At 68.1% G+C, this 25,103-nt stretch carries 23 protein-coding genes; 14 read left to right on the forward strand and 9 right to left on the reverse strand.

The genetic code is table 11. The features are described from left to right. Positions 1-5 precede the first annotated feature (5 nt). On the reverse strand, positions 6-416 hold the full coding sequence (sdhC, locus tag A2G96_RS16395) for a succinate dehydrogenase, cytochrome b556 subunit (RefSeq protein ID WP_062802218.1): 411 nt from the start codon (positions 414-416) through the stop codon (positions 6-8). Positions 417-695: 279 nt separating this feature from the next. Then, a complete protein-coding gene (locus A2G96_RS16400) occupies positions 696-1,604 on the reverse strand; it encodes a GntR family transcriptional regulator (protein WP_062800988.1) in 909 nt (302 codons plus the stop codon). 412 nt (positions 1,605-2,016) lie between these two features. Here A2G96_RS16400 and A2G96_RS16405 point away from each other — a divergent pair, with 412 nt between their 5' ends. The 7 genes from A2G96_RS16405 to A2G96_RS16430 all read left to right on the forward strand — a co-directional run bounded on the left by A2G96_RS16405 (position 2,017) and on the right by A2G96_RS16430 (position 10,745). Continuing rightward, positions 2,017-3,000 (forward strand): malate dehydrogenase, encoded by a 984-nt coding sequence (locus A2G96_RS16405; protein WP_012353375.1) that lies wholly within the window; start codon positions 2,017-2,019, stop codon positions 2,998-3,000. A 127-nt stretch (positions 3,001-3,127) separates the two neighbouring features. Beyond that, entirely contained in the window at positions 3,128-4,108 is a 981-nt protein-coding gene (locus tag A2G96_RS16410) for an HpcH/HpaI aldolase/citrate lyase family protein (RefSeq protein WP_062800990.1), read from the forward strand. Positions 4,109-4,172: 64 nt separating this feature from the next. After that, positions 4,173-5,381 carry a bifunctional 2-methylcitrate synthase/citrate synthase gene (prpC, locus tag A2G96_RS16415; protein WP_082818983.1) on the forward strand — a complete coding sequence of 403 codons (1,209 nt, stop codon included), beginning with the start codon at positions 4,173-4,175 and terminating at the stop codon, positions 5,379-5,381. A gap of 190 nt (positions 5,382-5,571) precedes the next feature. Further along, a complete protein-coding gene (locus tag A2G96_RS16420) occupies positions 5,572-6,132 on the forward strand; it encodes a hypothetical protein (RefSeq protein ID WP_062800992.1) in 561 nt (186 codons plus the stop codon). Between the two features lie 214 nt (positions 6,133-6,346). Next, entirely contained in the window at positions 6,347-9,052 is a 2,706-nt protein-coding gene (gene acnA / locus A2G96_RS16425) for an aconitate hydratase AcnA (protein ID WP_062800993.1), read from the forward strand. 217 nt (positions 9,053-9,269) lie between these two features. Next, positions 9,270-9,434 (forward strand): hypothetical protein, encoded by a 165-nt coding sequence (locus A2G96_RS33875; protein WP_167354370.1) that lies wholly within the window; start codon positions 9,270-9,272, stop codon positions 9,432-9,434. Positions 9,435-9,542: 108 nt separating this feature from the next. Next, the gene (locus A2G96_RS16430) at positions 9,543-10,745 is read left to right on the forward strand and encodes a DUF2863 family protein (protein ID WP_062800995.1); all 1,203 of its coding nucleotides are present in this window, start codon (positions 9,543-9,545) and stop codon (positions 10,743-10,745) included. A gap of 63 nt (positions 10,746-10,808) precedes the next feature. Here the strand turns inward: A2G96_RS16430 and trmB are convergent, their stop codons facing one another. Then, positions 10,809-11,486 carry a tRNA (guanine(46)-N(7))-methyltransferase TrmB gene (gene trmB, locus A2G96_RS16435; protein WP_062800997.1) on the reverse strand — a complete coding sequence of 226 codons (678 nt, stop codon included), beginning with the start codon at positions 11,484-11,486 and terminating at the stop codon, positions 10,809-10,811. 126 nt (positions 11,487-11,612) lie between these two features. Between trmB and A2G96_RS16440 the strand changes: the two genes are divergently transcribed. Then, the gene (locus A2G96_RS16440; RefSeq protein WP_062800999.1) at positions 11,613-13,253 is read left to right on the forward strand and encodes an ABC transporter substrate-binding protein; all 1,641 of its coding nucleotides are present in this window, start codon (positions 11,613-11,615) and stop codon (positions 13,251-13,253) included. A gap of 55 nt (positions 13,254-13,308) precedes the next feature. On the opposite strand, the gene A2G96_RS16445 is transcribed toward A2G96_RS16440, so the two are convergent. From A2G96_RS16445 to A2G96_RS16470, 6 genes are all read right to left on the reverse strand, one after another. Next, a complete protein-coding gene (locus A2G96_RS16445; RefSeq protein WP_062801001.1) occupies positions 13,309-14,181 on the reverse strand; it encodes a class I SAM-dependent methyltransferase in 873 nt (290 codons plus the stop codon). 39 nt (positions 14,182-14,220) lie between these two features. Continuing rightward, positions 14,221-14,973, reverse strand: coding sequence for a tetratricopeptide repeat protein (locus A2G96_RS16450; protein ID WP_062801003.1), 753 nt, complete (start codon positions 14,971-14,973; stop codon positions 14,221-14,223). Positions 14,974-15,201: 228 nt separating this feature from the next. Continuing rightward, positions 15,202-15,639, reverse strand: a complete 438-nt coding sequence (locus A2G96_RS16455; RefSeq protein WP_062801005.1) for a universal stress protein — start codon at positions 15,637-15,639, stop codon at positions 15,202-15,204. Positions 15,640-15,870: 231 nt separating this feature from the next. Then, on the reverse strand, positions 15,871-16,374 hold the full coding sequence (locus A2G96_RS16460; RefSeq protein ID WP_062801007.1) for a DNA-deoxyinosine glycosylase: 504 nt from the start codon (positions 16,372-16,374) through the stop codon (positions 15,871-15,873). A 200-nt stretch (positions 16,375-16,574) separates the two neighbouring features. Further along, positions 16,575-18,485 (reverse strand): molecular chaperone HtpG, encoded by a 1,911-nt coding sequence (gene htpG / locus A2G96_RS16465; protein ID WP_062801009.1) that lies wholly within the window; start codon positions 18,483-18,485, stop codon positions 16,575-16,577. A gap of 118 nt (positions 18,486-18,603) precedes the next feature. Further along, positions 18,604-20,154 carry an aminotransferase-like domain-containing protein gene (locus tag A2G96_RS16470; RefSeq protein ID WP_062801011.1) on the reverse strand — a complete coding sequence of 517 codons (1,551 nt, stop codon included), beginning with the start codon at positions 20,152-20,154 and terminating at the stop codon, positions 18,604-18,606. Positions 20,155-20,238: 84 nt separating this feature from the next. Between A2G96_RS16470 and A2G96_RS16475 the strand changes: the two genes are divergently transcribed. The 6 genes from A2G96_RS16475 (at position 20,239) to A2G96_RS16500 (ending at position 25,049) form a co-directional block, all read left to right on the forward strand. After that, a complete protein-coding gene (locus A2G96_RS16475; protein ID WP_062801013.1) occupies positions 20,239-20,916 on the forward strand; it encodes a VOC family protein in 678 nt (225 codons plus the stop codon). 32 nt (positions 20,917-20,948) lie between these two features. Continuing rightward, complete coding sequence (locus A2G96_RS16480) at positions 20,949-21,662, forward strand: alanyl-tRNA editing protein (RefSeq protein ID WP_062801015.1); 714 nt, start codon at positions 20,949-20,951, stop codon at positions 21,660-21,662. After that, on the forward strand, positions 21,659-22,312 hold the full coding sequence (locus A2G96_RS16485; RefSeq protein WP_062801017.1) for a LysE family translocator: 654 nt from the start codon (positions 21,659-21,661) through the stop codon (positions 22,310-22,312). Before A2G96_RS16480 ends, A2G96_RS16485 begins: the two co-directional genes overlap by 4 nt. Before the next feature lie 30 nt (positions 22,313-22,342). Beyond that, positions 22,343-23,311 carry a DMT family transporter gene (locus tag A2G96_RS16490; protein WP_062801019.1) on the forward strand — a complete coding sequence of 323 codons (969 nt, stop codon included), beginning with the start codon at positions 22,343-22,345 and terminating at the stop codon, positions 23,309-23,311. An 11-nt stretch (positions 23,312-23,322) separates the two neighbouring features. After that, positions 23,323-23,790: a RidA family protein gene (locus A2G96_RS16495; RefSeq protein WP_012353394.1), complete on the forward strand. Its 468-nt coding sequence runs from the start codon at positions 23,323-23,325 to the stop codon at positions 23,788-23,790. Positions 23,791-23,864: 74 nt separating this feature from the next. Then, entirely contained in the window at positions 23,865-25,049 is a 1,185-nt protein-coding gene (locus tag A2G96_RS16500) for an aminotransferase-like domain-containing protein (protein WP_062801022.1), read from the forward strand. Positions 25,050-25,103: the final 54 nt, after the last annotated feature.

The following is a 25,103-nucleotide window of genomic DNA, read 5'->3' on the forward strand; positions in this document are numbered from 1 at the left end:
TCTCCTCAGAACAGGCCGAACAGCTTCAGGCCGAAAATCAGGGTGAGCAGCAGGCTGACAACCAGCACGCTGACGGCAGACTTGGCCGAGGCGGGCTTGGAGACACCAACGTGCACGTCCAGCAGCAGGAAGCGGATGCCGGCGCAGAAGTGATGCAGATAACCCCAGATCAGGGCCAGCACAACCAGCTTGACAAAGCCGCCGGACAGAAGGGCCGAGAACTTTGCGAAGCTCAGTTCGGAGGTGATGCTCTGCTCAAACAGATACAGGACGAAGGGAAGGAGGAGGAACATCAGTGCACCGCTCACGCGATGCAGGATGGATACCTTGCCGGCCCAGGGCAACCGGTATTTCGCGATCTGCGAAATACCGATATTCCGGAACTCCGGCCTGGCTTGTTTGACGGCTTCAGCCATGCGAGACCCCATTAGCGGTAAACAAAGAAACGAAACTGCCATTGCCTGCATGCAACGGGATGCATTAGGGCAAATCCATGAGATTTTAGCGCCTTTGTTGCGCGCTGCACCAATAATTTTCTGCTATCACGGCCCGACAAGCGCCGCCCGACAATCGCACACTTCGCACATCCAGCGCGCCACTTCACGCGACAACCAGCGCGTCGCGCAACCGCCGGCAAATACCATGGCCAGGCCCACAATAATCGGCGCGCGCGCACCTGGCGCGGCGCCGTCATTTCAGCTCAGGTCGTTCTGGTAATAGTGCCGGGTGGTGACGTAGAGCCCACGGCGCACTTCCACGGGGCGGTCGCCATAGGTGTAGGACACGCGCTCGACCGACAGCAGCGGCGCGCCCACCGGCACGGACAGCAGCTCGGCGGCGGTCTCGTCGGCGGGCACGGCGCGGATTTTTTCCGAGGCGCGAATCATGCGCGTACCGAATTCGGCCTCGAACAATGCATACATGGGGCCTTTCCACTCGGTCAGCTTTTCCGCGGTCAGGCCCTTGAAGTTGGCGCCGAGCAGCCAGATTTCGTCCAGCACGGTCGACTCGCCGGAGAAAGTCAGCACGCGGCGGATCTGCACCACGCTGTCGCCGGTGCGGATATCGAGCAGCCGCGCGATTTCGGCTGGGGCGCGCAGGCGCTTGCATTCGAGCACGCGGCTGGCGCCGTAATGGGGTTCGCCCTCGTCCGGGACGAGGCGCAGGAAACGGAACTTGACCACGTCTTCATGGTGCGTGGTCACGAAGGTGCCCTTGCCCTGGCGGCGCGCCACCAGGTTCTCGGCGGCGAGTTCGTCGATGGCCTTGCGCACCGTGCCCTGGCTGACCTTGTAGCGCGACGCCAGCTCCATCTCGCTGGGAATCATCTCGCCCGGCTTCCATTCGCCGGATTGCAGGCTGCGCGTGATCAGCGCCTTGATCTGCTGGTAAAGCGGGCTGAACGTGGGCGATGGCACTGACTGCAGACCGGGAGCGGGACCAGGAGAGGCACCTGAAGCGGCACCAGTTTGCGGGGCGGCCTGCGGCGCGGCGGCCGGCGCTGGCGGCGAAAGCGGCTGCGTCCCGGCGCCAGGCGTGGCGGCGCCAGATTCCTGCGCGCCGGGTGTGGCCGCGCCGGTCAGGGACGTAGGCAGGGAGGACATAGCGCGATTTCACCACAAAAGGGCGAGTAACGTCCAGCCTTACGTTAATTGTCTTATGTCTTATATAAGACATATGAATTGACAGGATGGAGAGGCCGGGCCTACACTCGCGCTGGTCCACGCCCGCGAGCGCCCGCCCCCAGGCACGCCAGCTGCCGCCCCAGGACGGAAATGTACCGCGCCCGCGGCGGCACGGTCTGGAAATGGCGCCTCGCTTCGCAGTAGACTAACGCCTTGTTGCATCACCATGACCCGTTGTGGCTCTCCCCCACCGGCCCCGCCAACTGGCTCCGGCGGACGGCCGCTCCCCGCTGTGGCGACAACCAGCACCCGGTGACACACCGCGCGCCCCTGCATGGCGCCGGCGCGCCACCGACCGGCATTCCCCCTTCTATCGTTTGGAGATTTACTCATGGCTAAAGCCCCAATGCGCGTCGCAGTGACCGGCGCCGCTGGCCAGATCGGCTACTCCCTGCTGTTCCGCATCGCCAACGGCGACATGCTGGGCAAAGACCAGCCGGTCATCCTCCAACTGCTCGACCTCCCGCAAGCCCAGCAAGCCGTCAAGGGCGTGGTGATGGAACTGGAAGACTGCGCGTTCCCGCTGCTGGCCGGCGTGGTCATCACCGATGACCCCAAGGTTGCTTTCAAGGACGCCGACGTGGCCCTGCTGGTGGGCGCCCGTCCGCGCAGCAAGGGCATGGAGCGCAAGGACCTGCTCGAAGCCAATGCCCAGATCTTCACGGTGCAGGGCAAGGCGCTGGACGAAGTCGCCAGCCGCAATGTCAAGGTGCTGGTGGTCGGCAACCCGGCCAACACCAACGCCTACATCGCCATGAAGTCGGCCCCGAACCTGCCGCGCGAGAACTTCACCGCGATGCTGCGCCTGGACCACAACCGCGCGCTGTCGCAGATCGCCGCCAAGACCGGCAAGCCGGTGTCGTCGATCGAGAAGCTGTTCGTATGGGGCAACCACAGCCCGACCATGTACGCCGACTACCGCTACGCCACCGTCGACGGCCAGAGCGTCAAGGACCTGATCAACGACCCGGTATGGAACAACGACGTGTTCCTGCCGACCGTCGGCAAGCGCGGCGCCGCCATCATCGAGGCGCGTGGCCTGTCGTCGGCCGCCTCGGCCGCCAATGCCGCCATCGACCACGTGCGCGACTGGGTGCTGGGCAGCAACGGCAAGGTCGTCACCATGGGCATCCCGTCCAACGGTGAGTACGGCATCCCGGCCGACACCATGTTCGGCTACCCGGTGACCACCGCCAACGGCAAGTACGAAATCGTCAAGGGTCTGGAGATCGACGCCTACAGCCAGGAGAAGATCAACATCACCCTGAAGGAACTGGAAGAAGAAAAGGCCGGCGTGCAGCATCTGCTGGGCTGATCTTCCGAACGCTCGACGAAAGACCGGGGTTCCGCAACGATTCAAGAATCGGCGCGGACCCCGGTTTTTTCATAGGCAGCGCCCAGGCGCCCTGCCCTGTCCGCCAACTTCAACTTTCCGAATCCACGTGCATCCTTCCGAGGTCTTGTTCCAGGGCGAAGCCATCCCGGTCCAGCTGCCGGTGTGTGACCATTACGCGGGCAGCGAAAAGCTGATGCGCAAGTCGCTGGCCCTGCAACAAGAGCTTGGCCCGGTCTTCGACATCACCTTCGACTGCGAGGACGGCGCCGCCGTGGGCCATGAGCGCGAGCACGCCGAACTGTGCGCGCGGCTGGTCAACAGCCCGCTCAATGCCCACAACCGCGTGGGCGTGCGCATCCATGACCCGGCCCATCCCAGCTGGCGCCAGGACGTCGACGTGCTGGTGCGCGCCGCCGGGGCGCGGCTGGCCTATGTGGTGGTGCCCAAGGTTACCGACGTGGTCGAGGTCGCGCGCGTGACCGACCATGTCAACCAGGTCGCGCGCAGCGCCGGCATTGCCCGCCATATCCCGATCCATGTGCTGATCGAAACCCATGCCGCGCTGGAGCAGGCCTTCGATATCGCCGCGCTGGTGCAGGTGGAATGCCTGAGCTTCGGGCTGATGGACTTTGTCTCGGCCCACCACGGCGCGATTCCCGGCGAGGCCATGCGCTCGCCGCAGCAGTTCGAGCACCCGCTGGTGCGCCGCGCCATGCTGGAGATTTCCGCCGCCTGCCACCGCCACGGCAAGGTGCCGTCGCACAACGTCAGCACCGACGTGCAGGCGCCGCAGCGCGCCGGCGACGATGCGCTGCGCGCGCGCTGCGAATTCGGCTACCTGCGCAAGTGGAGCATCCATCCGGGCCAGATCGCGCCGATCGTGGCGGCGTTCCGCCCCGGCGCCGACGAGATCGGCGCCGCCAGCCAGATCCTGCTGGCCGCGCATGAAAACAACTGGGCGCCGATCCGCCATGAAGGGCAGCTGCACGACCGCGCCAGCTACCGCTATTACTGGTCGCTGCTGCAGCGCGCGCAGGCCACCGGCACGCCGCTGCCGGCCAACGTGGAAGCGCTGTTCTTCGGCTGAGGCCGGTTCCAGACCCACCCAATCGATCCCATCATCATCATCCGCAGTGCCCAAGGAGACACGGATGCCTGCCTCGAAGCTTGCCGCGACCGACCCCACGCTCGACCCCGCACCCGGCACCGGGACTAGCGCGCCGGCCGCGCCGCGGGCCAAGAAATCCGTCGCGCTGTCGGGCGTGACCGCCGGCAACACCGCGCTGTGCACCGTCGGCCGTACCGGCAACGACCTGCACTACCGCGGCTACGACATCCTCGATATCGCCGAGACCTGCGAGTTCGAGGAAACCGCCCACCTGCTGGTGCACGGCAAGCTGCCGACCAGGTCCGAGCTGGCCGCCTACAAGGCCAAGCTCAAGAGCCTGCGCGGCCTGCCCGCCAACGTCAAGGCGGCGCTGGAATGGGTGCCCGCCAGCGCGCACCCGATGGACGTGATGCGCACCGGCGTGTCGGTGCTGGGCACGGTGCTGCCGGAGAAGGAAGACCACAACACCCCGGGCGCACGCGACATCGCCGACCGCCTGATGGCCAGCCTCGGCTCGATGCTGCTGTACTGGTACCACTCCAGCCACAACGGCCGCCGCATCGAGGTGGAAACCGACGACGACTCGATCGGCGGCCACTTCCTGCACCTGCTGCACGGCGAGAAGCCGTCGGCGCTGTGGGAGCGCGCCATGAACACCTCGCTCAACCTGTACGCCGAGCACGAGTTCAACGCGTCGACCTTCGCCGCGCGCGTGATCGCCGGCACCGGTTCCGACATGTACTCGTCGATCGCCGGCGCGATCGGCGCGCTGCGCGGCCCCAAGCACGGCGGCGCCAACGAGGTCGCGTTCGAGATCCAGAAGCGCTACGACAACCCGGACGAGGCCCAGGCCGACATCACCCGCCGCGTCGAGAACAAGGAAGTCGTGATCGGCTTCGGCCACCCGGTGTACACCACCGGCGACCCGCGCAACCAGGTGATCAAGGAAGTGGCGAAGCGGCTGTCGAAGGACGCCGGCTCGATGAAGATGTTCGACATCGCCGAGCGCCTGGAAACGGTGATGTGGGACATCAAGAAGATGTTCCCCAACCTGGACTGGTTCAGCGCGGTCAGCTACCACATGATGGGCGTGCCCACCGCGATGTTCACGCCGCTGTTCGTGATTGCGCGCACCTCGGGCTGGGCCGCGCATATCATCGAGCAGCGCATGGACAACAAGATCATCCGCCCCAGCGCCAACTACACCGGGCCGGAAAACCTGAAGTTTGTGCCGATCGGCAAGCGCAAGTGAAGCCGAGCCAAGTGAAGCCGGCGCAAGTGCAGCCGGCCCAACAGCGGCGCCGGATTATGTAACCAAAGCCCAGAGCACTACGCCGCCCCGGCCAAATCGTAGAGAATAGCGGCGGCAATGATCCCAGCGCCGCCCGCCTGCCGGGCACATGACCATAACTCGATTCCAGTATCCGAAAGGCACTCACAAAATGAAACATCTTGTCCTGGCCGCCTGCATCGGCGCCTTCAGCCTGACCACCGCCACCGCCGTGATGGCGCAGGAACCGGCCAAGAAGACCACCACCAAGAAGAAGTCGTCGACCAAGAAGAAGGCCGCCGCCGGCGCGGCCGCCGCGGCCGGCACCGCCGCGGCGGTGGCCCCGAGCGGCGAGAAGTGGCAGTGCGAGCTGGGCAACAGCCTGTATATCGCCGGCGACATGCTGCGCGATGAAATCCTGACCGTGCACTGGCAAGGCCGCGACTACAAGCTGCCGCGCCAGGCCACCGTGACCGGCGCCGACCGTTACTACGACGCCCGCACCGGCCTGGACCTGGTGGTGATCCCGAGCAAGGCCATGCTGTTCAACAAGAACCTGGGCCAGCGCCTTGCCGACGACTGCCAGAGCGCCGCCATGCAGGCCGGCGCCGCGGCCCCGACCCAGGCCGGCGGCCTGCGCGCGCCGGCCACGACCCCGCTGCTGGTCACCCCGCCGGACGGCCAGACGATCCAGCCGGGAAGCACCCAGCAAACCGCCGCGCCGAGGCAGTAAGCCGTACCGGGGCGCTGGCGGCCGCTGACTTGCGGCCGCCAGCGCCCTTTTTCCTTGCCGTGCCGGGTGGCGGTCAAGCCGCACCCCGGTTAGAGTATGCAGTTGCAGTGCGCTGCCTGCCTCGGACCGCGGTCAAACGCCGTGGCAGCGCACCGGGGTCTCGATTCAGGTCCGAGCCAATGCCATCGCATCATCCTTCGATCGGAGTACGGCAATGCCCCACAACCTCAAGAACACGCTAAAAGAATTCAGCATCGGCTCTTCCGGCAAGGGCCAGTATTACTCCCTGCCCCAGCTGGGCGAGGCCCTGGACCTGGACATCGGCCGCCTGCCGGTGTCGATCCGCGTGGTGCTGGAATCGGTGCTGCGCAACTGCGACGGCAAGAAGGTCACCGAGGAACACGTGCGCCAGCTGGCCGGCTGGAAGCCCAATGCCGAGCGCGTCGACGAGATCCCGTTCGTGGTGGCACGCGTGGTCTTGCAGGACTTCACCGGGGTGCCGCTGCTGGCCGACCTGGCGGCGATGCGCAACGTCGCCGAGAAGATGGGCAAGAACCCCAAGCAGATCGAGCCGCTGGTGCCGGTCGACCTGGTGGTCGACCACTCGGTACAGATCGACCACTTCCGCGAAAAGAAGGCGCTGGACCTGAACATGCAGCTGGAATTCCAGCGCAACAACGAGCGCTACCAGTTCATGAAGTGGGGCATGCAGGCCTTCGATACCTTCGGCGTGGTGCAGCCGGGTTTCGGCATCGTGCACCAGGTCAACCTCGAATACCTGGCGCGCGGCGTGCACCGCAAGGACGGCGTCTATTACCCTGACACGCTGGTCGGCACCGATTCGCACACCACCATGATCAACGGCATCGGCGTGGTCGGCTGGGGCGTCGGCGGCATCGAGGCCGAGGCCGGCATGCTGGGCCAGCCGGTGTACTTCCTGACGCCGGACGTGGTCGGCGTGGAACTGAAGGGCCGGCTGCGCGAAGGCGTGACCGCCACGGACCTGGTGCTGACCATCACCGAGATGCTGCGCAAGGAAAAGGTGGTGGGCAAGTTCGTCGAGTTCTTCGGCGAAGGCACCGCCAGCCTGGCCCTGCCCGACCGTGCCACCATCGGCAATATGGCGCCCGAGTACGGCGCCACCATGGGCTTCTTCCCGGTGGACGAGAAGACCATCGAGTACTTCCGCGGCACCGGCCGCACCGACGAGGAAATCGCCGCGTTCGAGGGCTATTTCCGCGCGCAGAACATGTTCGGCATCCCCCGCGCCGGCGAGATCGACTACAGCAAGGTGGTGACGCTGGACCTGGCCACGGTGGCGCCGTCGCTGGCGGGCCCGAAGCGCCCGCAGGACCGCATCGAGATCGGCAACGTCAAGAGCACCTTTGCCTCGCTGTTCAGCAAGCCGGTGGCCGAGAACGGCTTCAACAAGGATGCCGCCGAGCTGAACCGCAGCTACAGCACCGCCGACGGCATCGAAGTCCGCAACGGCGACGTGCTGATCGCCGCCATCACCTCGTGCACCAACACCTCCAATCCCAGCGTGCTGCTGGGCGCCGGCCTGCTGGCCAAGAAGGCAGTGGAAGCCGGCCTGAGCGTGGCGCCGCATATCAAGACCTCGCTGGCGCCGGGCAGCCGCGTGGTCACCGAATACCTGAAGGCCGCGGGCCTGCTGCCGTACCTGGAAAAGCTGGGCTTCGGCGTGACTGCCTACGGCTGCACCACCTGCATCGGCAATGCCGGCGACCTGACGCCGGAACTTAACGAAGCCATCACCAGCAACGACCTGGTCGCGGCCGCGGTGCTGTCGGGCAACCGCAATTTCGAGGCACGCATCCACCCCAATATCCGCGCCAACTTCCTGGCCTCGCCGCCGCTGGTGGTGGCCTATGCCATCGCCGGCAACGTCACGCGCGACCTGATGACCGAGCCGGTCGGCAAGGGCAAGGACGGCCGCGACATCTGGCTGGGCGACATCTGGCCGAGCTCCGACGAGATCCACGCGCTGATGAAGTACGCGATGGACGCCAAGACCTTCAAGGGCAACTACGAGCAGGTCAAGAAACCGAGCAAGCTGTGGGGCGCGATCCAGGGCACCAAGGGCCAGGTCTACGACTGGCCCCGCTCCACCTATATCGCCGAACCGCCTTTCTTCCAGGACTTCAGCATGGAGCCGTCAGCGGCCTCGGCGAGCGTGCGCGGCGCGCGCGCGCTGGGGATCTTCGGCGATTCGGTGACCACCGACCATATCTCGCCGGCAGGCTCGATCAAGGACACCTCGCCGGCGGGCAAGTACCTGCTGTCGCACGGCGTGCTCAAGGCCGACTTCAACAGCTACGGCTCGCGCCGCGGCAACCATGAGGTGATGATGCGCGGCACCTTCGCCAACGTGCGCATCAAGAACCTGATGATCCCGCCGACGGCGGACGGCGCGCGCGTGGAAGGCGGCATCACCATCCACCAGCCCAGCGGCGAGCAGATGTCGATCTACGACGCGGCGATGAAGTATGTCGCCGAGGGCACGCCCACGGTGGTGTTCGGCGGCGAGGAGTACGGCACCGGCTCGTCGCGCGACTGGGCCGCCAAGGGCACGCAGCTGCTGGGCGTGAAGGCCGTGATTGCGCGCAGTTTCGAGCGCATCCACCGCTCCAACCTGGTCGGCATGGGCGTGCTGCCGCTGCAGTTCAAGGGCGCCGACAGCGCCCAGACGCTCGGCATCACCGGTAACGAGACCTTCGACATCGAAGGCATCGAGGGCGACCTGAAGCCGCAGCAGGACGTGGTGCTGGTGATCAGGCGCGCCAACGGCGACGTGCAGCGCGTGCCGGTGCTGCTGCGCATCGATACGCCGATCGAGGTCGACTACTACAACCACGGCGGCATCCTGCCGTTCGTGCTGCGCCAGCTGCTCGCCGCCTGAGCGCCGACCGCGTCATCGACGCCGCCTGCCCTGCCCCTTTACCGGGGCGCGGCCAGGCGGCGTTTTTCATTGGCGCTTGCGCCCCGGGCATCACCTGCAGCGTCGCCCCGGCGCGTGTAAGTTTGACGCAAGCCATGGCTGTCAAACTGTGTCGCACAAGAACGCGGCCGAACCACCGCAAGCCGGACCCCGGCATCACCCAGAACCAGGAGACACCATGGTCAAGATCCTCATCGCATTCATCGTGGTCGCCGGCGCGGCCCTCTACCTGCTGACCAAGGGCGGCAGCGACGTTTCCATTTCCGGCGAGTCGCACAGCGTCGAAAGCCACGCGTCCGCAGCCCCGGCAGCGTCCGCGGCGTCCGCCCCGGCCGAGAAATAATCGCCGCGCAGGCAGCGGCGTCCACATCGACCGCACGCATATAGCGGTCTCCCTGTCAACGCAGCGAGTAGAATACCGTTTTACGCAAAAAACGGACGGTTTCTTTCTATGGCAGGTTTTCGCCCCAAGGCTTCCCCGCGACTCTCTCCCGACGCCGAGCGTCTGGTGGCCGATGCGCTCGCCCTCGACGCTTCGGGCAGCCGCATGGAGGACGGATACTGGGAGCGGCGGCTTTCGCAGCGCCTTGGCCGCCTGCTGAAGAACGGTAGCCAGACCGCGCTCGACGCGGCGCTGGAGCACCTGTTCAAGCACAATGCCGACGCCTCCGACGTGCTCGCCGAGCAGGCCGAGACGCTGGCCGAATCCGCCTCGATCGAGGTCGACGGCCAGCACTATGACGCGCTGCTGATCGCCGCGCCGATCCTGGCGCACACCCGCTACGCGATCCCGTCCGGCGCGCTCAAGCCGGAACTGGCGCAGACGCTGGCGGTGCACCTGCAGGCACATGTGCTTGCCAACGGCACCAAGGTCGCGCTGTCGCCCTACCTGTACAGCATCGACCAGCTGCCGCGCACGCACAGCGACACCTTTGCGCTGACGCACAAGCTGGCCGCGGCCGCCCTGGCCGGCGCAGTGCCCAAGGTCGACCTGCGCGACCTGCCCGAGACCGCGCCGATCCTGGCCGACCCGCGCTACCTGCTGGCCGTGGTGGTGGCGCCGCGCGAGCAGGCGCTGTTCCGCTGGCAGGAAGACGCCAAGGACCATCATGCCGAGCGCTCGACCTGCCTGGAACAATGGCGCAGCCAGGTGCAGCCTTCGGTGGCGCTGCTGCTGCCGGGCTGCGAGTTCGAGCTGCTGCTGCCGGACGCGTTCTTCCTGTCCTGCCGCGAATCCGACAAGAGCATCCGCCCGCTGACCGTGCGCGCCGCCGTCAACTACCTGTGCGGCACGCTGGACATCTCCGCGGGCCAGCTGGCCGCGGTGGTGGCCGCGTTCGGCGAGGAAGTGGTCGAGGAATACCGCGTCGGCTTCACCATGCGCGGCGAGAAGGATGTGATCTACGGCATTGTCTGGCCGGTCTACGGCCGCGAGGCCGGCGAGGTCGATGCCGACGAGAAAGGCAATCCGCTCGAGCAGATCTGCGAGGAACTGCGCAATGCCGGCGTCGAGGACATCTTCCGCCACGCCGCGCTGTTCGATCCGGAATATTGCGAAGACTGCGGCACGCCGCTGTACGCCGACCGCAATGGCGAGATCGTCCACGCCGAGCTGCCCGAGGACGCGCCGACGCAGCAGCCGCTGTTCCACTAAGACGCGCTGGCAGCAAGCCAGACAGCGAAACGGCCCGCGCTGCGGGCCGTTTTTATTGGCCGTTCAGCCCGGCTGCCGCTCGCTGACGCAGCGCCACAAGCCATGGCCGGAGGCCGCGTACTTGCGCTCGAACGGCGTCATCGGCTGCGCCGGCGCCCAGGCCTCGACCCGCGCCGGCCGCCCCGCCAGTTCCAGCGCCTGCGCGAACTCGTCGATATAGATGCGCCAGTTGCTGCGGCACTCCAGGTAATCGCCGCACGCCGCCAGCGCCGGGAACACCGCGTGCCCTTGCCAGCGCCGCCCGAGGTGGCCGATTTTCGGCCACGGGTTCGGGTACAGCACATAGTGGCGCGCCACCGGCACCGCCTCCGCCTGCAGCAGGCGCCAGACATCGACCAGGTCGGCGCGGGCCCAGCAGAAATTGGCCGGCATCGGCGCATCGCCCCACCAGTCCTTGCCGGCGGCCAGGCGCTTTTCGGACTGGTCGACGCCGATGACGAAATGGCCGGGGAACTGCGTGGCCAGGCGCAGCGTGCTTTCGCCGACGCCGCAGCCGGCATCGAGGATCAGCGGCGCGCCGCCGGCCTGCTGCCAGCGCTGCAGCGCCGCGGCCAGCTCGCGCCGGCTGGGTTCGCCGATGGGCTTGCGGAACGGCTCGGCGAGGTGGCGCGCGACGCGCGCGGCCAGGTGTTCATGGACATCGGACTGCGCCGAGACGATGGTGCGGGAATTGGCGAACATGGACGCATTTTACCGGGCAGCCTTGCCGGCAAAGCTGCAACCATGCCACTTTAGCGGCACAATGCGGGACAAACCCGCCTGAGAACCCGTCCGCGACCGCGCGGACCCGTACGAGGAGCCTGCCCGATGCCCACCCTCAACGCCCTGCCGCCGCAACATCCGCCGCGCCGCCGTGCCAACCCTGCGCGCCGCGCGGTGCTGCGTGCCGCCACGGCGCTCGTCTTCGGCAGCGCCGCCTTCACCCTGCTGCCGGCCGGCGCCGCGCATGCCGAAGACCTGCGCATCAGCCTGGCGGCCGACGTCACGTCGATGGACCCGCACTGGAACAACGCCGGCCCCAACAACGCCATCGCCCTGCATGTGTTCGAGTCGCTCGTCTTCATGGACAAGAACGCCCGCTACATCCCGGGCCTGGCGCTGTCGTGGAAGCCGGTCAACGCCATCACCTGGGAGATCAAGCTGCGTCCCAACGTGAAGTGGCACGACGGCTCGCCCTTTACCAGCGAAGACGTGAAGGCGTCGCTGGAGCGTCCGGAGAAGCTGGTCAACAGCCCGGGCTCGTTCACCAGCTACACCAAGCCGATCGCCCGCATCGACACGCCGGACCCGCTCACCGTGCGCCTGACCATGAGCGTGCCCAACTACGCCAACCTGGCCAACGACCTGAACAGCGTGCCGATCATGCCGAAGAAGGTCGCGGCCACGCTGACGCAGAACGATTTCGACTCCGGCAAGGCCATGATCGGCACCGGCCCGTTCAGGTTCGTGCGCTTTGCGCGCGGCCAGGAGATCGTGATGGAGCGCAATCCGAACTACTGGGGCCCGAAACCCGAGTGGGACCGCGCGCTGTTCCGCATCATCACCGACAACGGCGCGCGCAGCGCGGCGCTGCTGGCGGGCGATGTCGACGTGATCGAGAGCGTGCCGTCGGCCGACGTCGCCCGGCTCAAGCAAAATCCGAAGTTCAGGATCGAGCAGCAGGTGTCGTGGCGCACCGTGTTCTGGCAAATGGACCAGTCGCGCGACAACCCGCCCTTCGTCACCGACAAGGCCGGCAAGCCGCTGGGCAAGAACCCGTTCAAGGACGCGCGCGTGCGCGCCGCGGTCAGCAAGGCGCTGAACCGCGACGCCATCGTCAGCCGCATCATGGAGGGGCTGGCGGTGCCGGCATCGTCGATCGTGTCGCCGCAGATTTTCGGCCATCCCGGCACCAAACCCGAGGCCTATGACCCGGAAGGCGCGAAGAAACTGCTGGCCGCGGCCGGCTACCCCGACGGGTTCGGCCTGACGCTGCACGCGACCAACAACCGCTACCTGAACGACGCCGCGGTGGCGCAGGCCACCGCCAGCATGCTGACCCGCATCGGCATCCAGACCAAAGTCGAAACCATGCCGGTGGCGGCCTACTTCACGCGCGCGCGCCAGGGCGAGTTCGCCTTCCAGATGCTGGGCTGGGGCTCGGCCGCCGCCGATGTGGCGCTGCGCTCGATCACCGGCACGCCCAACCCGAAGACCGGCTACGGCACCTGGAACTGGGGCAAGTACAGCAACCCGCAGTTGGACCAGCTGATCGAGAAGTCGCTGACCACGGTCAGCAGCGACAAGGCGCGCGAGGAAAATGCCCGCGCCGCGGCAAAGTTCGCGCTGGCCGACCACGCCATCATTCCGTCGCACAGCCAGCTGGCGATGTGGGCGATGAAGAAAGGGCTGAAGTACGAGGCGCGCACCGACGAGTGGTCGCTCGCGCAGTTCTTTCACAAGGAGTGAGGACGACCGCGCGCCGAGGGCTTTCTCCTCTCTCCCGCATACGGGAGAGAGGCGCTTAAATCCTCAGCCGCTCTTCCTGCCGCGCATTGGCCACGCGCAGCTTCTGCACCCAGTCCCGCGCCGGCAGCCCGGTGGTGTCCTCGACCACGTCGGCGCGCGCTTCCAGCACCGCCCACGACACATCGATTTCCGGCCCGTTGAAGGCCAGTGCGATGATGTTGCCGTCATGCACTTCCGGGAACACCAGCACGCGGTTGTCGAAGGCATCGCAGATGCGTTCGATGTTCTTCGGAAAGCTGTCGTGGTCGCCGAACAGGTTGATCGTCATCACGCCGGGGGCCTTCAGCGTGCGGCGGCAGGCGCGGTAGAACGCGGTGGTGTCGAGCACCGGGCCGCGCGCGGTGGCGTCGTACAGGTCGACCTGCAGCACATCGATGGCGCCGGCGTGGGCGCCGTCCATGACGTAGTCCCAGGCGTCCTGCTCGCGCACGGTCAGGCGCGCGTCGTCTTCGCGCAGCCCGAACATGCTGCGCCCGGCGACGATCACGGCGGGATTCAGCTCGACCGCGGTCACGCGCGCACGGCGGAACTGGCGATGGCAGAACTTGGTCAGCGCCGCGGCGCCCAGGCCCAGCTGCACCACGTGGAATTCATCGACCGACGGCGACAGGAACAGCAGCCAGGCCATCATCTGCTGCGCGTATTCGAGCTCGATCGCGTCCGGCTTGCGCAGCCGCATCGCGCCCTGCACCCATTCCGTGCCGAAGTGCAGGTAGCGCACCCCTTCCATTTCCGAGAACGTCACCGGCGCAAAGCGCGGCGTCATGCGTTTTTCTTCGCGGGCAGGGGCCTGGCCGGGGGTGCGGGTGCCGCGGGCGGGACGGCGCGAGGCCACGGCTTCAATCGATTTGCGTTTCAGTAGGGTCATATTGTCGGGAATACATGGACCGGGGTGCCGGCCCGCGCCTTACTTGCCCAGCGCCGCCTGCGCGCGCTGCAGCCACTCGCGGTTGTGTTCGCGGGCATGGCGCGGCCAGTGGCGGGCGTCGTGGACGATTTCGGCATAGAGCTCGCGCGCGCGTTCGCGGTCGGCGGCGTCGGACTGCGTTGCCAGCCAGTCGGCGAACAGGCAGCGCGGCGCGACATCGCTGGCGCTGGTCAGCGCCTGCTCGAACGCGGCGCGCGTGCCGGGCGCGCCGGTGGCGGCCAGCGCGCGAGCATACAGCAAGGCGGGCACGGGCTGCTGGCGCGCATGCGGGCTGGCAGCGAACAGCTTGTCCAGCGTCGCCAGTGCCGCCGCCGCGTCGCCGGTGGCGAACTGCGCCTGGGCCAGCCCTTGCAGCAGCGCCGGATCGGAGGCAAACGGCCCGTTGGCCGCGGCCTGGTAGTGCTGCAGCGCCTCGGCCGGCTCGCCGGCTTCGAGCAGCGCGGCGCCCAGGCGCATGCGGTGCGCCACGGTCGGGGCGCGGTCAAAGTCGGTGCGGGCCTCGCGCACCGCGCGGTTGGGGTCGACCAGCTGCGAGATGGCGCGCGTGGCGGCGCGCGCCCCGCGCGACTGGCGCAGCTCTGGCAGGAAGATCGCAAAGAAATAGACCAGGCTGCCCAGCCCCGGGAACAGGAACAGGATCAGCAGCCAGTACATGTTCTGGTGCGTGCGCACCGCGTGCACGGCAAAGAACAGTGCGACGATGATATGGATGCTGATGCCGAAGATACGCATAGGGAGATCACCTTTGAAACCATGGCGGGCGCGCCAGCCGCCGGCATTGTGACAGAAAGGCGCGGCGGCGGGCCGGGCGCGGGCGCCGCACAGGGCTGCGGAACAGGGTTGCGGACAGGCCCTCAGGATGCCAGAAGCGCCAGACCGCGGCGAAAAAAAGCGGCCCCGGCGGCGCCGGTGTCGCAACCGGTGCCTGCCGGGGCCCGCTGGTTGGCGCGCGGCGCCGGGCTAGCGGTAGACCAGCACCGGGATCTTGCTGTGCGTCAGCACCTTCAGCGTCTCGCTGCCGATCAGCATGCCCTGGATGCCGCGCCGCCCGTGCGATGCCATCACGATCAGGTCGCAGCCCTTGTCCTCGGCGGTCTTGATGATGGCTTCGTAGGGATGGTCGTTGACGGCGTAGGCGGTGTCGCACGGCACGCCCGCCGCGCTGGCTTCCTCGGCGCGCTCGCGCAGGTACTGCGTGGCGCCCGCCGCGGCTTCCTTGACGTAGGTTTCGCGCGTGTCCTCCAGCATCTCGACCTGGTACGTCAGCACGTGGTAGTTCGGACAGACGCGCACCGCGGTGGTACGCGCCCGCATGTCGCGCGCCAGCGCGAGCGCCTTGCGGAACGCCGATTCAGACAGGTCGGAGCCATCGACCGCCAGCAGGAGATGCTTGAACATGATTGCCTCCTTGCCTGCAACTTTGCCGGCTCAGGCAACTCACTTCCGATGCATTCGCGCCATGCGTCAGAAAGTGCGAGCCCGCAAGGCGCACAAGGAGCGGCCGATACTCCCGGTTTGGAATCATGGGCCAGCCCGATTCCAGTATAGGTGCGCGATGGCCCACGACAATCCGGAACGCGTCACTTCCGGGCAGGCCGATTCCATACACGCAATGCGGCGACAAGCCTCTCAGTCCAGCAGGCTGCGCCACAGCGCCAGCTTCTGCTCGAAGCTGCGCGCGGCATGCGCCGGGCTGGACGATGGCAGCACCACGGTCTCATAGCCCTGCGCGGCAAACTGTGGCGCAAAGCGGCCGGAGGTGCCGCCATTGAAGCCGATGCGCACAAGGGCCGGCGCCAGTGCGCGCAGGCGCGTGAAATCGTTGGCCTGCGGATAGCGGATATTGCTGTCCAGGCTGCCTTCGCGCTGGCACGCGCCCAGCACGTCCCACACGCCGATGCGATGCGCCAGCAGCCGCACCAGCCGTTCGGCATAGGGCAGTTCCGGCAGCGGCTCGCCGGTCAGCGCGCCCAGCAGCGGCCAGAACTGGTTGCGCGGATGGGCGTAATACTGGCGCGCGGCCAGCGACGCGGCACCGGGAAAGCTGCCCAGCACCAGCACGCGGGTGTGGGTGTCGATGACGGGGGGCAGGCCCTGGTGGAGGTCGGTTTGAGGCGTAGAGGTGTCGGGCATGGCAGCAACGCAGGCCGAGCAAAAACTGCGATTGTTGTCTCCCCTCTCCCATTTATGGGAGACGGGCGGGGGAGAGGGCCGGAGCCTCCACGGAGTGCAGCGTCACGATGCTTGCCATGCGCCTGCCCTCTCCCCCGGCCCCTCTCCCGCAAGCGGGAGAGGGGAGCCAACCAGCGATGTGCAAGGCCGAATCGCCTTCGTCAGGCCAGCAGCTTGTTCACGCGCTGCACGTAGGCGGCCGGATCTTCCAGCATGCCGCCCTCGGCCAGCAGCGCCTGGTCGAACAGCACCTGCAGGCGGTCGCTGAAGGCCTCTCCCGATTCCTCGCCTTGCAGGTCACGCAGCTTCTTCACCAGCGCATGCTCGGGGTTCAGCTCGAGGATCGGCTGGGCGTCGGGCGCCTTCTGGCCGGCCTGCTTGAGCAGGCGCTGCAGGTAGCCGCTCATGTCGCCCTCGTCCGAGACCAGGCACGATGCCGACTCGGTCAGGCGCAGCGTCACGCGCACGTCCTTGGCCTTGCCGGCCAGTACGGTCCTGGCGCGCTCGACCACGTCCTTCCAGTCGGCCTCGGCCTTTTCCTGCTCGGCCTTCTCGGCTTCGTCGGCGAGCTTGCCCAGGTCGAGGTCGCCGCGCGCCACCGACACCAGCTCCTTGCCGTCGAACTCGCGCAGGAACGACAGCATCCATTCATCGACACGGTCGGTCAGCAGCAGCACTTCGATGCCCTTCTTGCGGAACACTTCCAGGTGCGGGCTGTTCTTCGCGGCGGACCAGGTGTCGGCCGTGACGTAGTAGATCTTGTCCTGCCCTTCCTTCATGCGGCCGGCATAGGCGGCCAGCGCCACGTTCTGCTCGGCGGTGTCGTTGTGCGTCGAGGCGAAGCGCAGCAGCTTGGCCACGCGCTCCTGGTTGGCCTGGTCCTCACCGGCGCCTTCCTTCAGCGCCTGGCCGAACTGCTGCCAGAAGGTGGCGTACTTGGCGCGCTCGGCTTCGTCCTCGCTGTCCGCCAGCGCTTCCAGCATCGACAGCACGCGCTTGGTACAGCCCTCGCGGATCGCCTTGACGTCGCGGCTTTCCTGCAGCAGCTCGCGCGACACATTAAGCGGCAGGTCGGCGGAATCGACCACGCCCTTGACCCAGCGCAGGTAGCCCGGCAGCAGCTGCTCGGCGTCGTCCATGATGAAGACGCGCTTGACGTACAGCTTGAGACCGGCCTTGTGGTTGCGGTCCCACAGGTCGAACGGCGCGCGCGCCGGGATGTACAGCAGCTGGGTGTATTCGCTGCGGCCCTCGACGCGGTTGTGGGTCCACGCCAGCGGCGCCTCGTTGTCGTGTGCGATGTGCTGGTAGAAGGCGGTGTACTGCTCGTCGGTGATGTCGGACTTGGCGCGGGTCCACAGCGCGCTGGCCTGGTTGACGCTCTCCCACTCGTCGGTGCGTTTGTAGCTGCTGGCTTCCGCATCCCACACTTCCTTGGGCATGCGGATCGGCAGCGAGATATGGTCCGAGTACTTCTGGATGATGCTCTTCAGGCGCCACGCCGACAGGAAGTCGTCCTCGCCCTCGCGCAGGTGCAGCGTGATGGTGGTGCCGCGCTCGGCGCGCGCGATCGCGTCGACGGTGAACTCGCCGTCGCCGGTGCTTTCCCAGCGCACCGCCTCTTCCGCGCCCAGGCCGGCGCGGCGCGTTTCCACGGTGACCTTGTCGGCGACGATGAATGCCGAATAGAAGCCCACGCCGAACTGGCCGATCAGCGCCGCGTCCTTCTGCTGGTCGCCGGACAGCTGCTGGAAGAATTCCTTGGTGCCCGAGCGGGCGATGGTGCCGAGGTTGCGGATGGCCTCGTCGCGGCTCATGCCGATGCCGTTGTCGGTGATCTTCAGCGTGCGCGCCTTGGCATCGGCCTCGATGCGGATGGCCAGGTCGGCGTCGTTCTCGAGCAGGGACGGATTCGCGATCGCCTCGAAGCGCAGCTTGTCAGTGGCGTCCGAAGCATTCGAGACCAGCTCGCGCAGGAAAATTTCCTTGTTGCTGTACAGCGAGTGGATCATCAGGTGCAGCAGCTGCTTCACTTCCGCCTGGAAGCTCATCGTCTCGTGCGGTGCGGTCATGGTTCTCCTCTTGAAAACAGGCGAATCTGGATGGGTTGGGTGGCCGCCGGGGCCGTGCCGGCAAAAATAGGGACGCCCGGGCCATTTTCAAGACCCGGGGGGCGCGCCGTGCGCCCGGCTACAGCCGCTCGAGCTGCCGCGCCAGGAAGCGCAGCATGTCGGGATCGCCGCTGCTGGCGACGTTGAAGCGCATCCAGCCCGACGGCATCTGCGACGGCGAAAACAGGCTGCCGGGGGCGAACAGGTAGCCCTCTTCATGGCCGGCGGTGGTGATCGCATTCGAATCGCGGCCGGTGTCGGCCCACAGGTACATGCCGGCATGCTGCCCCGGGAACAGGCGCAGGCCCAGCCGCTCCAGCTCGCGCCGGGTGTCGTCGCGGGCGCGGTCGAGCCGGGTGCGCACGCGCTCGACATGCTTGCGGTAATGCCCTTCGGTCAGCACCTTGTACAGCACGCGCTCGTTGATCTCGGGCGTGGCCAGCCCGGCCAGCAGCTTGCTGTCGGTCAGCGCCGCGGCCATCTCCGGATGCGCGGCGACGAAGCCGACGCGCAGGTTGGCCGCCAGCGTCTTGGAAAAGCTGCCCAGGTAGATCACCCGGCGCAGCTGGTCCAGGCTGGCCAGGCGGGTGGCGGCGTGGCCGGGCGGGCACAGGTCGCAGTAGATGTCGTCCTCGACGATCAGGAAGTCGTACTGCTCGGCCATGCGCAGCAGCTGGAACGCCTTGGCCGCCGACAGCGAGGTGCCGGTCGGGTTGTGCAGCACCGAGTTGATCACGAACAGCTTGGGCCGGCGCGCCTGCACGATGCGCTCCAGCGCCTCCAGGTCCGGCCCTTCGCCGGTGTAGGGCACGCCGATCACCTGCGCGCCCTGCGCGGCAAAGCGGCCGAACATCACGAACCACGCCGGGTCGCCCACCAGCACCGCGTCGCCGGGCTGCAGGTAGAGCCGGGCGATCAGGTCGAGCGCCTGGGTGATGCCCGAGGTCAGCACGATCTGCTCGGCGCCGGCGCGGATCTCCAGTTCTTCCAGGCGCGTGCGCAGCTGCTGGCGCAGCGGCAGGAAGCCCTGCGGCGTGCCGCTGGCGAGGAAGTGGTTGCCGGGCTGGCGGCCCAGGCCGCGCAGCGCGCTGGCGATCAGCTCGCCGTCGAGCCAGTCGTTGGGCAGGAAGCCCAGCCCCGGCGCCTTGTGCGCCTCGGCGGTATGGAACATGCTGCGCAGCAGCCAGGTCACGTCGATCTTGCGCGCCGCCGGCGCATCGCGCGGGACCGGCGCCGCCGGCGCGGCCGGAGCTCGCTCGCGCACGTAGAAGCCCGAGCCCCGCCGCGATTCCAGGTAGCCCAGCGCCACCAGCCGCTCGTAGGCCTCGACCACGGTAAAGCGCGATATGCCCTTCTCCTGCGCCAGCTGGCGGATCGACGGCATGCGCATGCCGGCGCGGAACACGCGCTCGTCGATGCGCATGCGCGCCCATTCGGTCAGCTGCTCGACCAGCGTCATCTGCGCCGACGGCACCGGGTCCGGCAGCCGTTCCGTGGACGGCGGCACCAGCTGCAGCGCGCGCGCCGGCGCGTTGCCGCCCGGGGCTTGCGCGCCGCCTCGGCTATCCTTCTGGCGGGCCACGGCGGCGCTGTCGCCGCCGGCGTCGCCCTTGCTGGGTTGGGCATCCATGTGCTGCTCCTGCAACTGTACTGAAGACGATCCGTGCAACTGTACCGGTACTGTACCGAGTACCTTGTCTACCATCAAGCCAAGATGAAGCTAGCCCTCGATCACCTCGTCGTTGCCGCCCCTGACCTCGACGCCGGCACGGATTACGTTGCCGGCGTGCTGGGCATTGCGCCCGAGGGCGGCGGCGCGCATGCTGCCATGGGCACGCACAACCGCCTGCTGGGCCTGTTCGGCGGCATCTACCTGGAAGTGATCGCGGTCGATCCGGCCGCCGCCGCGCCGGCACGGCCGCGCTGGTTCGGCCTGGACAGCGAAGCGGTCCGGCAGCGCCTGCGCGACGGCCCGTTCCTGCTGCACTGGGCCGCGCGCGTGGAACGGCCCGCCGACCTGAGCCGCTGGCAGGCGCAGTATCCCGAACGCATCGCCCCGGTCATCCCGATGAGCCGCGGCAGCCTGCACTGGCGCATCACCGTGCCCGCCGACGGCAGCCTGCCGGCCTGGCCCGGCGAAGCCGGCAGCGCCGGCGACGGCGCGCTGCCCAGCCTGATCCAGTGGGACGTGGCCCCTGCCCCCGGCGCCAGCCTGCCGCGGCAGGACCTGGCGCTGCGCCGGCTGTGCGCGCGCCATCCGCGCGCCGAGCTGCTGCGCCAGGGGCTGGCCTGGCTGGGCGCCGACCACCTGCTCGCGGTGGAGCAGGACGACGGCCCGCCCGGGCTGATTGCCGAGATCGAAACCGCGCAGGGCATCCGCACCCTGCGCTAGCCGTTCCCACCACAAGACCCGAGGAGCCCCCGATGTCCGCCACCCGCAAGCGTTTCGACGAAGACCCGTACCTGGACCACTGCGCCGCCACCGTGGTGGCCGCCAGCGCCGACGGTATCGAGCTCGAGGAGACCGTGTGCTATGCGCGCAGCGGCGGCCAGGCCGGCGACACCGCCACGCTGACGCTGGCCGACGGGCGCACCGTGGCGATCGTCGACACGGTCTACGCCGACGACCGCACCCGCATCCTGCACATGCCGGCCGCCGGGGCGCCGCTGCCGCGCGTCGGCGAGCGCGTCACCGTGGCGATCGACTGGGACCGCCGCCACCGGCTGATGCGGCTGCACACCTGCCTGCACCTGCTGGGCTCGCTGATCCCGGTGCCGGTGACCGGCTGCGGCATCTCGCCGGACAGTGCGCGCATCGACTTCGACCTGCCCGAATCCACGCTCGACAAGGCCGACCTGAGCGAGCGCCTGAACGCGCTGATCCGCGCCAACACCGCGGTGCGCACCACGCTGATCACGCCGCAGGAACTGGCCGCGCAGCCCGACCTGGTGCGCACCATCGGCGCCGCGCCGCCGGCGGGTACCGCCAGCATCCGCATCATCGAGATCCCCGGCGTCGACCGCCAGCCGTGCGGCGGCACGCACGTGGCCAACACCGGCGAGATCGGCGCGGTGGTGGTGACCAAGATCGAAAAGAAGAGCCGCACCAACCGGCGCGTGGCGGTGGCGTTCGCATGACCGCTTCCGCATTGATTACGGACCTGCTCACCGGGCTGAGTGCGGCGCAGTTCGCGGCGCTGCTGACGCTGCTGACGGTGGGCCTGTTCACGCCGGGGCCCAACACCACCATCGCCGCGGTGACCGGCGCCAACTTCGGCCTGCGCGCGACGCTGCCGCACTGCGTCGGCGTCGCCTTCGGCTTTGCCAGCATCCTGGCGCTGTGCGCGCTGGGCGTGGGCGCGCTGGTGCTGGGCCAGCCGGCGCTGGCCGCCGCGGTGCACGCGGCCGGCGTCGCCTACCTGCTGTGGCTGGCGTGGAAGATCGCGCGCAGTACCGCGCTGGCCGAAAAGCAGGTGCTGCGCCCGCTCAGCGTGTGGCAGTCGGCGGCGCTGCAGTACGCGAATATCAAGGCGTGGATGCTGGCGCTGGCGGTGGCGGCGTCGTACATGGCGGGCGCGGCGTCGCCGGTGCAGCGCGTGCTGCTGGTATGCGGCGTATTCGGCGTGCTGGGCTTTGTCAGCAACGGCGTCTATGGCGCGGTGGGCGCGTCGCTGCGCCAATTGCTGCAGCACGGCCAGCGCGTGCGCTGGTTCAACCGCGCCATGGGCGCGGCGCTGGCGCTGACGGCGCTGTGGATTGCGGTCGGCGCCCGCCCCGGCGTGCATTGAATCGAACCACAAGAACACAAGAGGCCAATCATGCCCGCTCCCTCATCCGCTTCCTTGCCTTGCGCACCGCCGTCCGGCGGCATGCTGCTTGGCTTCATCGGCGTGGCGATCTTCAGCCAGACCCTGCCGTTCACGCGCATGGCGGTGGCGGAACTGGACCCGATCTTCGTCGCGCTGGCGCGGGCGGTGCTGGCCGCGCTGCTGGCGCTGGCGCTGCTGGCCTGGCGCGGCGCGCTGCGCCCGGGCCGGCGCCCGCGCGGCGGCCAATGGGCGCGGCTGGCCGTAACCGCGCTGGGCGTGGTGGCGGGCTTTCCGCTGTTTTCTTCGCTGGCGATGCGCGAGGTGCCGGCCAGCCACGGCGCCATCGTGATCGGGTTGCTGCCGCTCGCGACCGCGGTGTTCGCCGCGTGGTTCGGGCGCGAGCGGCCGTCGCCGGCGTTCTGGCTGTCGGCGCTGGCCGGCAGCGCGCTGGTGGTCGGCTTTGCCGTATGGCAGGGCGCCGGCGGGCTGCAGCATGCCGACTGGTTCCTGTTCGGCGCGGTGCTGCTGGGCGCGCTTGGCTATGCCGAAGGTGGCAAGCTGTCGCGCGAGCTGGGCGGGCTGGAAACCATCAGCTGGGCGCTGGTGGTATCGCTGCCGGTGCTGGTGCCGGTGGTGGCCTGGCTGACGCTGCGCGACCTGCCGGCGATCGCCGCGGCGTCGCCGCGGGCCTGGGGCGGCATGGCCTATGTTTCGGTGTTCTCGATGTTCGTCGGCTTTCTTTTCTGGTACGCCGGCCTGGCAAAAGGCGGCGTGGCCCGCGTCGGCCAGATACAATTGCTGCAGCCGTTCCTGACGCTGGCGGGCGGCGCGCTGATCCTGTCCGAGCCGCTCGACGCTGCCACCATCGCCTTCGCGGTGGCGGTGATTGCCGTCGTGGCGCTGGGCCGCCGCGCCGCCGTGCAGCAAGCCGCACCTGCCGCGGAACCCTCGACTATCCTTCCCGGACGCATTCACTGACTGGAGCCTACATGTCCCAAACCTCGGTCTACGACACCCTTGCCCGCCTCGGCATCGAACTGCCGGCCGTCAGCGCCCCCGCCGCCGCCTACGTGATGGCCGCGCAGACCGGCAACACCGTGTTCCTGTCCGGCCATATCGCGCGCAAGGACGGCAAGGTATGGACCGGCAAGCTGGGCCAGGACATCGACACCGACACCGGCAAGGCCGCCGCCCGCGCCGTCGCCATCGACCTGCTGGCGACGCTGCATGCGCATGTCGGCGACCTGAACCGCGTCACCCGCATCGTCAAGGTGATGAGCCTGGTCAATTCGACCACCGACTTCACCGAGCAGCACCTGGTCACCAACGGCGCCTCCGAGCTGCTGGCCGAGGTCTTCGGCGACAAGGGCAAGCACGCGCGCAGCGCCTTCGGGGTGGCGCAGGTGCCGCTGGGCGCCTGCGTCGAGATCGAACTGATCGCCGAAGTGCAGGGCTGAAGCTGTATCGTTGACCGGGCGGCCGGCCATTGCCGCGCCGCTCTCGTATTACCGCAGACCACAAGAGACACATCATGAAATGGGCCATTTCCCGCCGGGCGCAGCAACTCACCAGCTCGGCCATCCGCGAAATCCTGAAGGTCACCGAGCGTCCGGAAGTCATTTCGTTCGCCGGCGGCCTGCCGTCGCCGGCGTCGTTCCCGGTAGCGGCGATGGAAGCCGCGACGGCCCGCGTGTTCGCCGACAACCCGCAGGCGGCGCTGCAATACGCCGCGACCGAAGGCTACCTGCCGCTGCGCGAGTTCGTCGCCCGGCGCCATGACGTGTCGGTCGAGCGCGTGCTGATCACCACCGGCTCGCAGCAGGCGCTGGACCTGATCGCCAAGGTGATGATCGACCCGGGCAGCAAGGTGATGGTGGAAACCCCCAGCTACCTCGGCGCGCTGCAGGCGTTCTCGCTGTTCGAGCCGGAATTCGTCTCGATCCCGAGCGACGACAAGGGCCTGCTGCCCGAGGCGCTGACGCCCGAGCTGACCGCCGGCGCACGCTTCCTGTACGCGCTGCCCAATTTCCAGAACCCGACCGGGCGCCGCCTGCCGCTGGAGCGCCGCCAGGCGCTGGTGGCGCGCGCGCAGGAACTGGGCGTGCTGCTGGTCGAGGACGATCCGTACGGCGCGCTCAGCTACACCGGCGACCAGCTGCCGAGCCTGCTGTCGATGAACCCCGACGGCGTGATCTACATGGGCTCGTTCTCGAAGGTGCTGGCCCCCGGCATGCGCCTGGGCTACGTGATCGCCCCGCCCGAGCTGCACTTCAAGCTGTGCCAGGCCAAGCAGGCATCGGACCTGCACACGCCCACCTTTACCCAGCGCGTGGCCTACGAGACCGTGCGCGACGGCCTGCTCGACACCCATATCCCGACCATCCGCGAGCTCTACGGCAAGCAGTGCCAGACCATGCTGGACGCTCTCGCGCGCCACATGCCCGAGGGCGTCAGCTGGAATGCGCCCGAAGGCGGCATGTTCATCTGGATGGAGCTGCCCGAGGGGCTGGACAGCATGGTGATCCTGGAAGAAGCGGTCAGGCGCAACGTCGCCTACGTGCCGGGTGCGCCGTTCTACGCCAACAACCCCAGGCGCAACACGCTGCGCCTGGCCTTCGTCACGGTGCCGGCGGAGCGCATCGAGCAGGGCGTGGCCATCCTCGGCGAGCTGTTCCGCGAAGCCATCGCCGCGGCACGGCAGCCGCGCGCGGCCTGACGCCACGGATCAACGGATCAACGGATAAACGGATAATCGCGGGCGCACCTGACT

The organism is Cupriavidus nantongensis (assembly GCF_001598055.1).
Classification (GTDB): domain Bacteria; phylum Pseudomonadota; class Gammaproteobacteria; order Burkholderiales; family Burkholderiaceae; genus Cupriavidus; species Cupriavidus nantongensis.

What these genes read in the sequence shown, in the direction of transcription:
- sdhC (WP_062802218.1), bottom strand. Translation starts at nt 416, where the DNA reads ATGGCTGAAGCCGTCAAACAAGCCAGGCCGGAGTTCCGGAATATCGGT.
- A2G96_RS16400 (WP_062800988.1), bottom strand. Translation starts at nt 1,604, where the DNA reads ATGTCCTCCCTGCCTACGTCCCTGACCGGCGCGGCCACACCCGGCGCG.
- A2G96_RS16405 (WP_012353375.1), top strand. Translation starts at nt 2,017, where the DNA reads ATGGCTAAAGCCCCAATGCGCGTCGCAGTGACCGGCGCCGCTGGCCAG.
- prpC (WP_082818983.1), top strand. Translation starts at nt 4,173, where the DNA reads ATGCCTGCCTCGAAGCTTGCCGCGACCGACCCCACGCTCGACCCCGCA.
- A2G96_RS16420 (WP_062800992.1), top strand. Translation starts at nt 5,572, where the DNA reads ATGAAACATCTTGTCCTGGCCGCCTGCATCGGCGCCTTCAGCCTGACC.
- acnA (WP_062800993.1), top strand. Translation starts at nt 6,347, where the DNA reads ATGCCCCACAACCTCAAGAACACGCTAAAAGAATTCAGCATCGGCTCT.
- A2G96_RS33875 (WP_167354370.1), top strand. Translation starts at nt 9,270, where the DNA reads ATGGTCAAGATCCTCATCGCATTCATCGTGGTCGCCGGCGCGGCCCTC.
- A2G96_RS16430 (WP_062800995.1), top strand. Translation starts at nt 9,543, where the DNA reads ATGGCAGGTTTTCGCCCCAAGGCTTCCCCGCGACTCTCTCCCGACGCC.
- trmB (WP_062800997.1), bottom strand. Translation starts at nt 11,486, where the DNA reads ATGTTCGCCAATTCCCGCACCATCGTCTCGGCGCAGTCCGATGTCCAT.
- A2G96_RS16440 (WP_062800999.1), top strand. Translation starts at nt 11,613, where the DNA reads ATGCCCACCCTCAACGCCCTGCCGCCGCAACATCCGCCGCGCCGCCGT.
- A2G96_RS16445 (WP_062801001.1), bottom strand. Translation starts at nt 14,181, where the DNA reads ATGACCCTACTGAAACGCAAATCGATTGAAGCCGTGGCCTCGCGCCGT.
- A2G96_RS16450 (WP_062801003.1), bottom strand. Translation starts at nt 14,973, where the DNA reads ATGCGTATCTTCGGCATCAGCATCCATATCATCGTCGCACTGTTCTTT.
- A2G96_RS16455 (WP_062801005.1), bottom strand. Translation starts at nt 15,639, where the DNA reads ATGTTCAAGCATCTCCTGCTGGCGGTCGATGGCTCCGACCTGTCTGAA.
- A2G96_RS16460 (WP_062801007.1), bottom strand. Translation starts at nt 16,374, where the DNA reads ATGCCCGACACCTCTACGCCTCAAACCGACCTCCACCAGGGCCTGCCC.
- htpG (WP_062801009.1), bottom strand. Translation starts at nt 18,485, where the DNA reads ATGACCGCACCGCACGAGACGATGAGCTTCCAGGCGGAAGTGAAGCAG.
- A2G96_RS16470 (WP_062801011.1), bottom strand. Translation starts at nt 20,154, where the DNA reads ATGGATGCCCAACCCAGCAAGGGCGACGCCGGCGGCGACAGCGCCGCC.
- A2G96_RS16475 (WP_062801013.1), top strand. Translation starts at nt 20,239, where the DNA reads ATGAAGCTAGCCCTCGATCACCTCGTCGTTGCCGCCCCTGACCTCGAC.
- A2G96_RS16480 (WP_062801015.1), top strand. Translation starts at nt 20,949, where the DNA reads ATGTCCGCCACCCGCAAGCGTTTCGACGAAGACCCGTACCTGGACCAC.
- A2G96_RS16485 (WP_062801017.1), top strand. Translation starts at nt 21,659, where the DNA reads ATGACCGCTTCCGCATTGATTACGGACCTGCTCACCGGGCTGAGTGCG.
- A2G96_RS16490 (WP_062801019.1), top strand. Translation starts at nt 22,343, where the DNA reads ATGCCCGCTCCCTCATCCGCTTCCTTGCCTTGCGCACCGCCGTCCGGC.
- A2G96_RS16495 (WP_012353394.1), top strand. Translation starts at nt 23,323, where the DNA reads ATGTCCCAAACCTCGGTCTACGACACCCTTGCCCGCCTCGGCATCGAA.
- A2G96_RS16500 (WP_062801022.1), top strand. Translation starts at nt 23,865, where the DNA reads ATGAAATGGGCCATTTCCCGCCGGGCGCAGCAACTCACCAGCTCGGCC.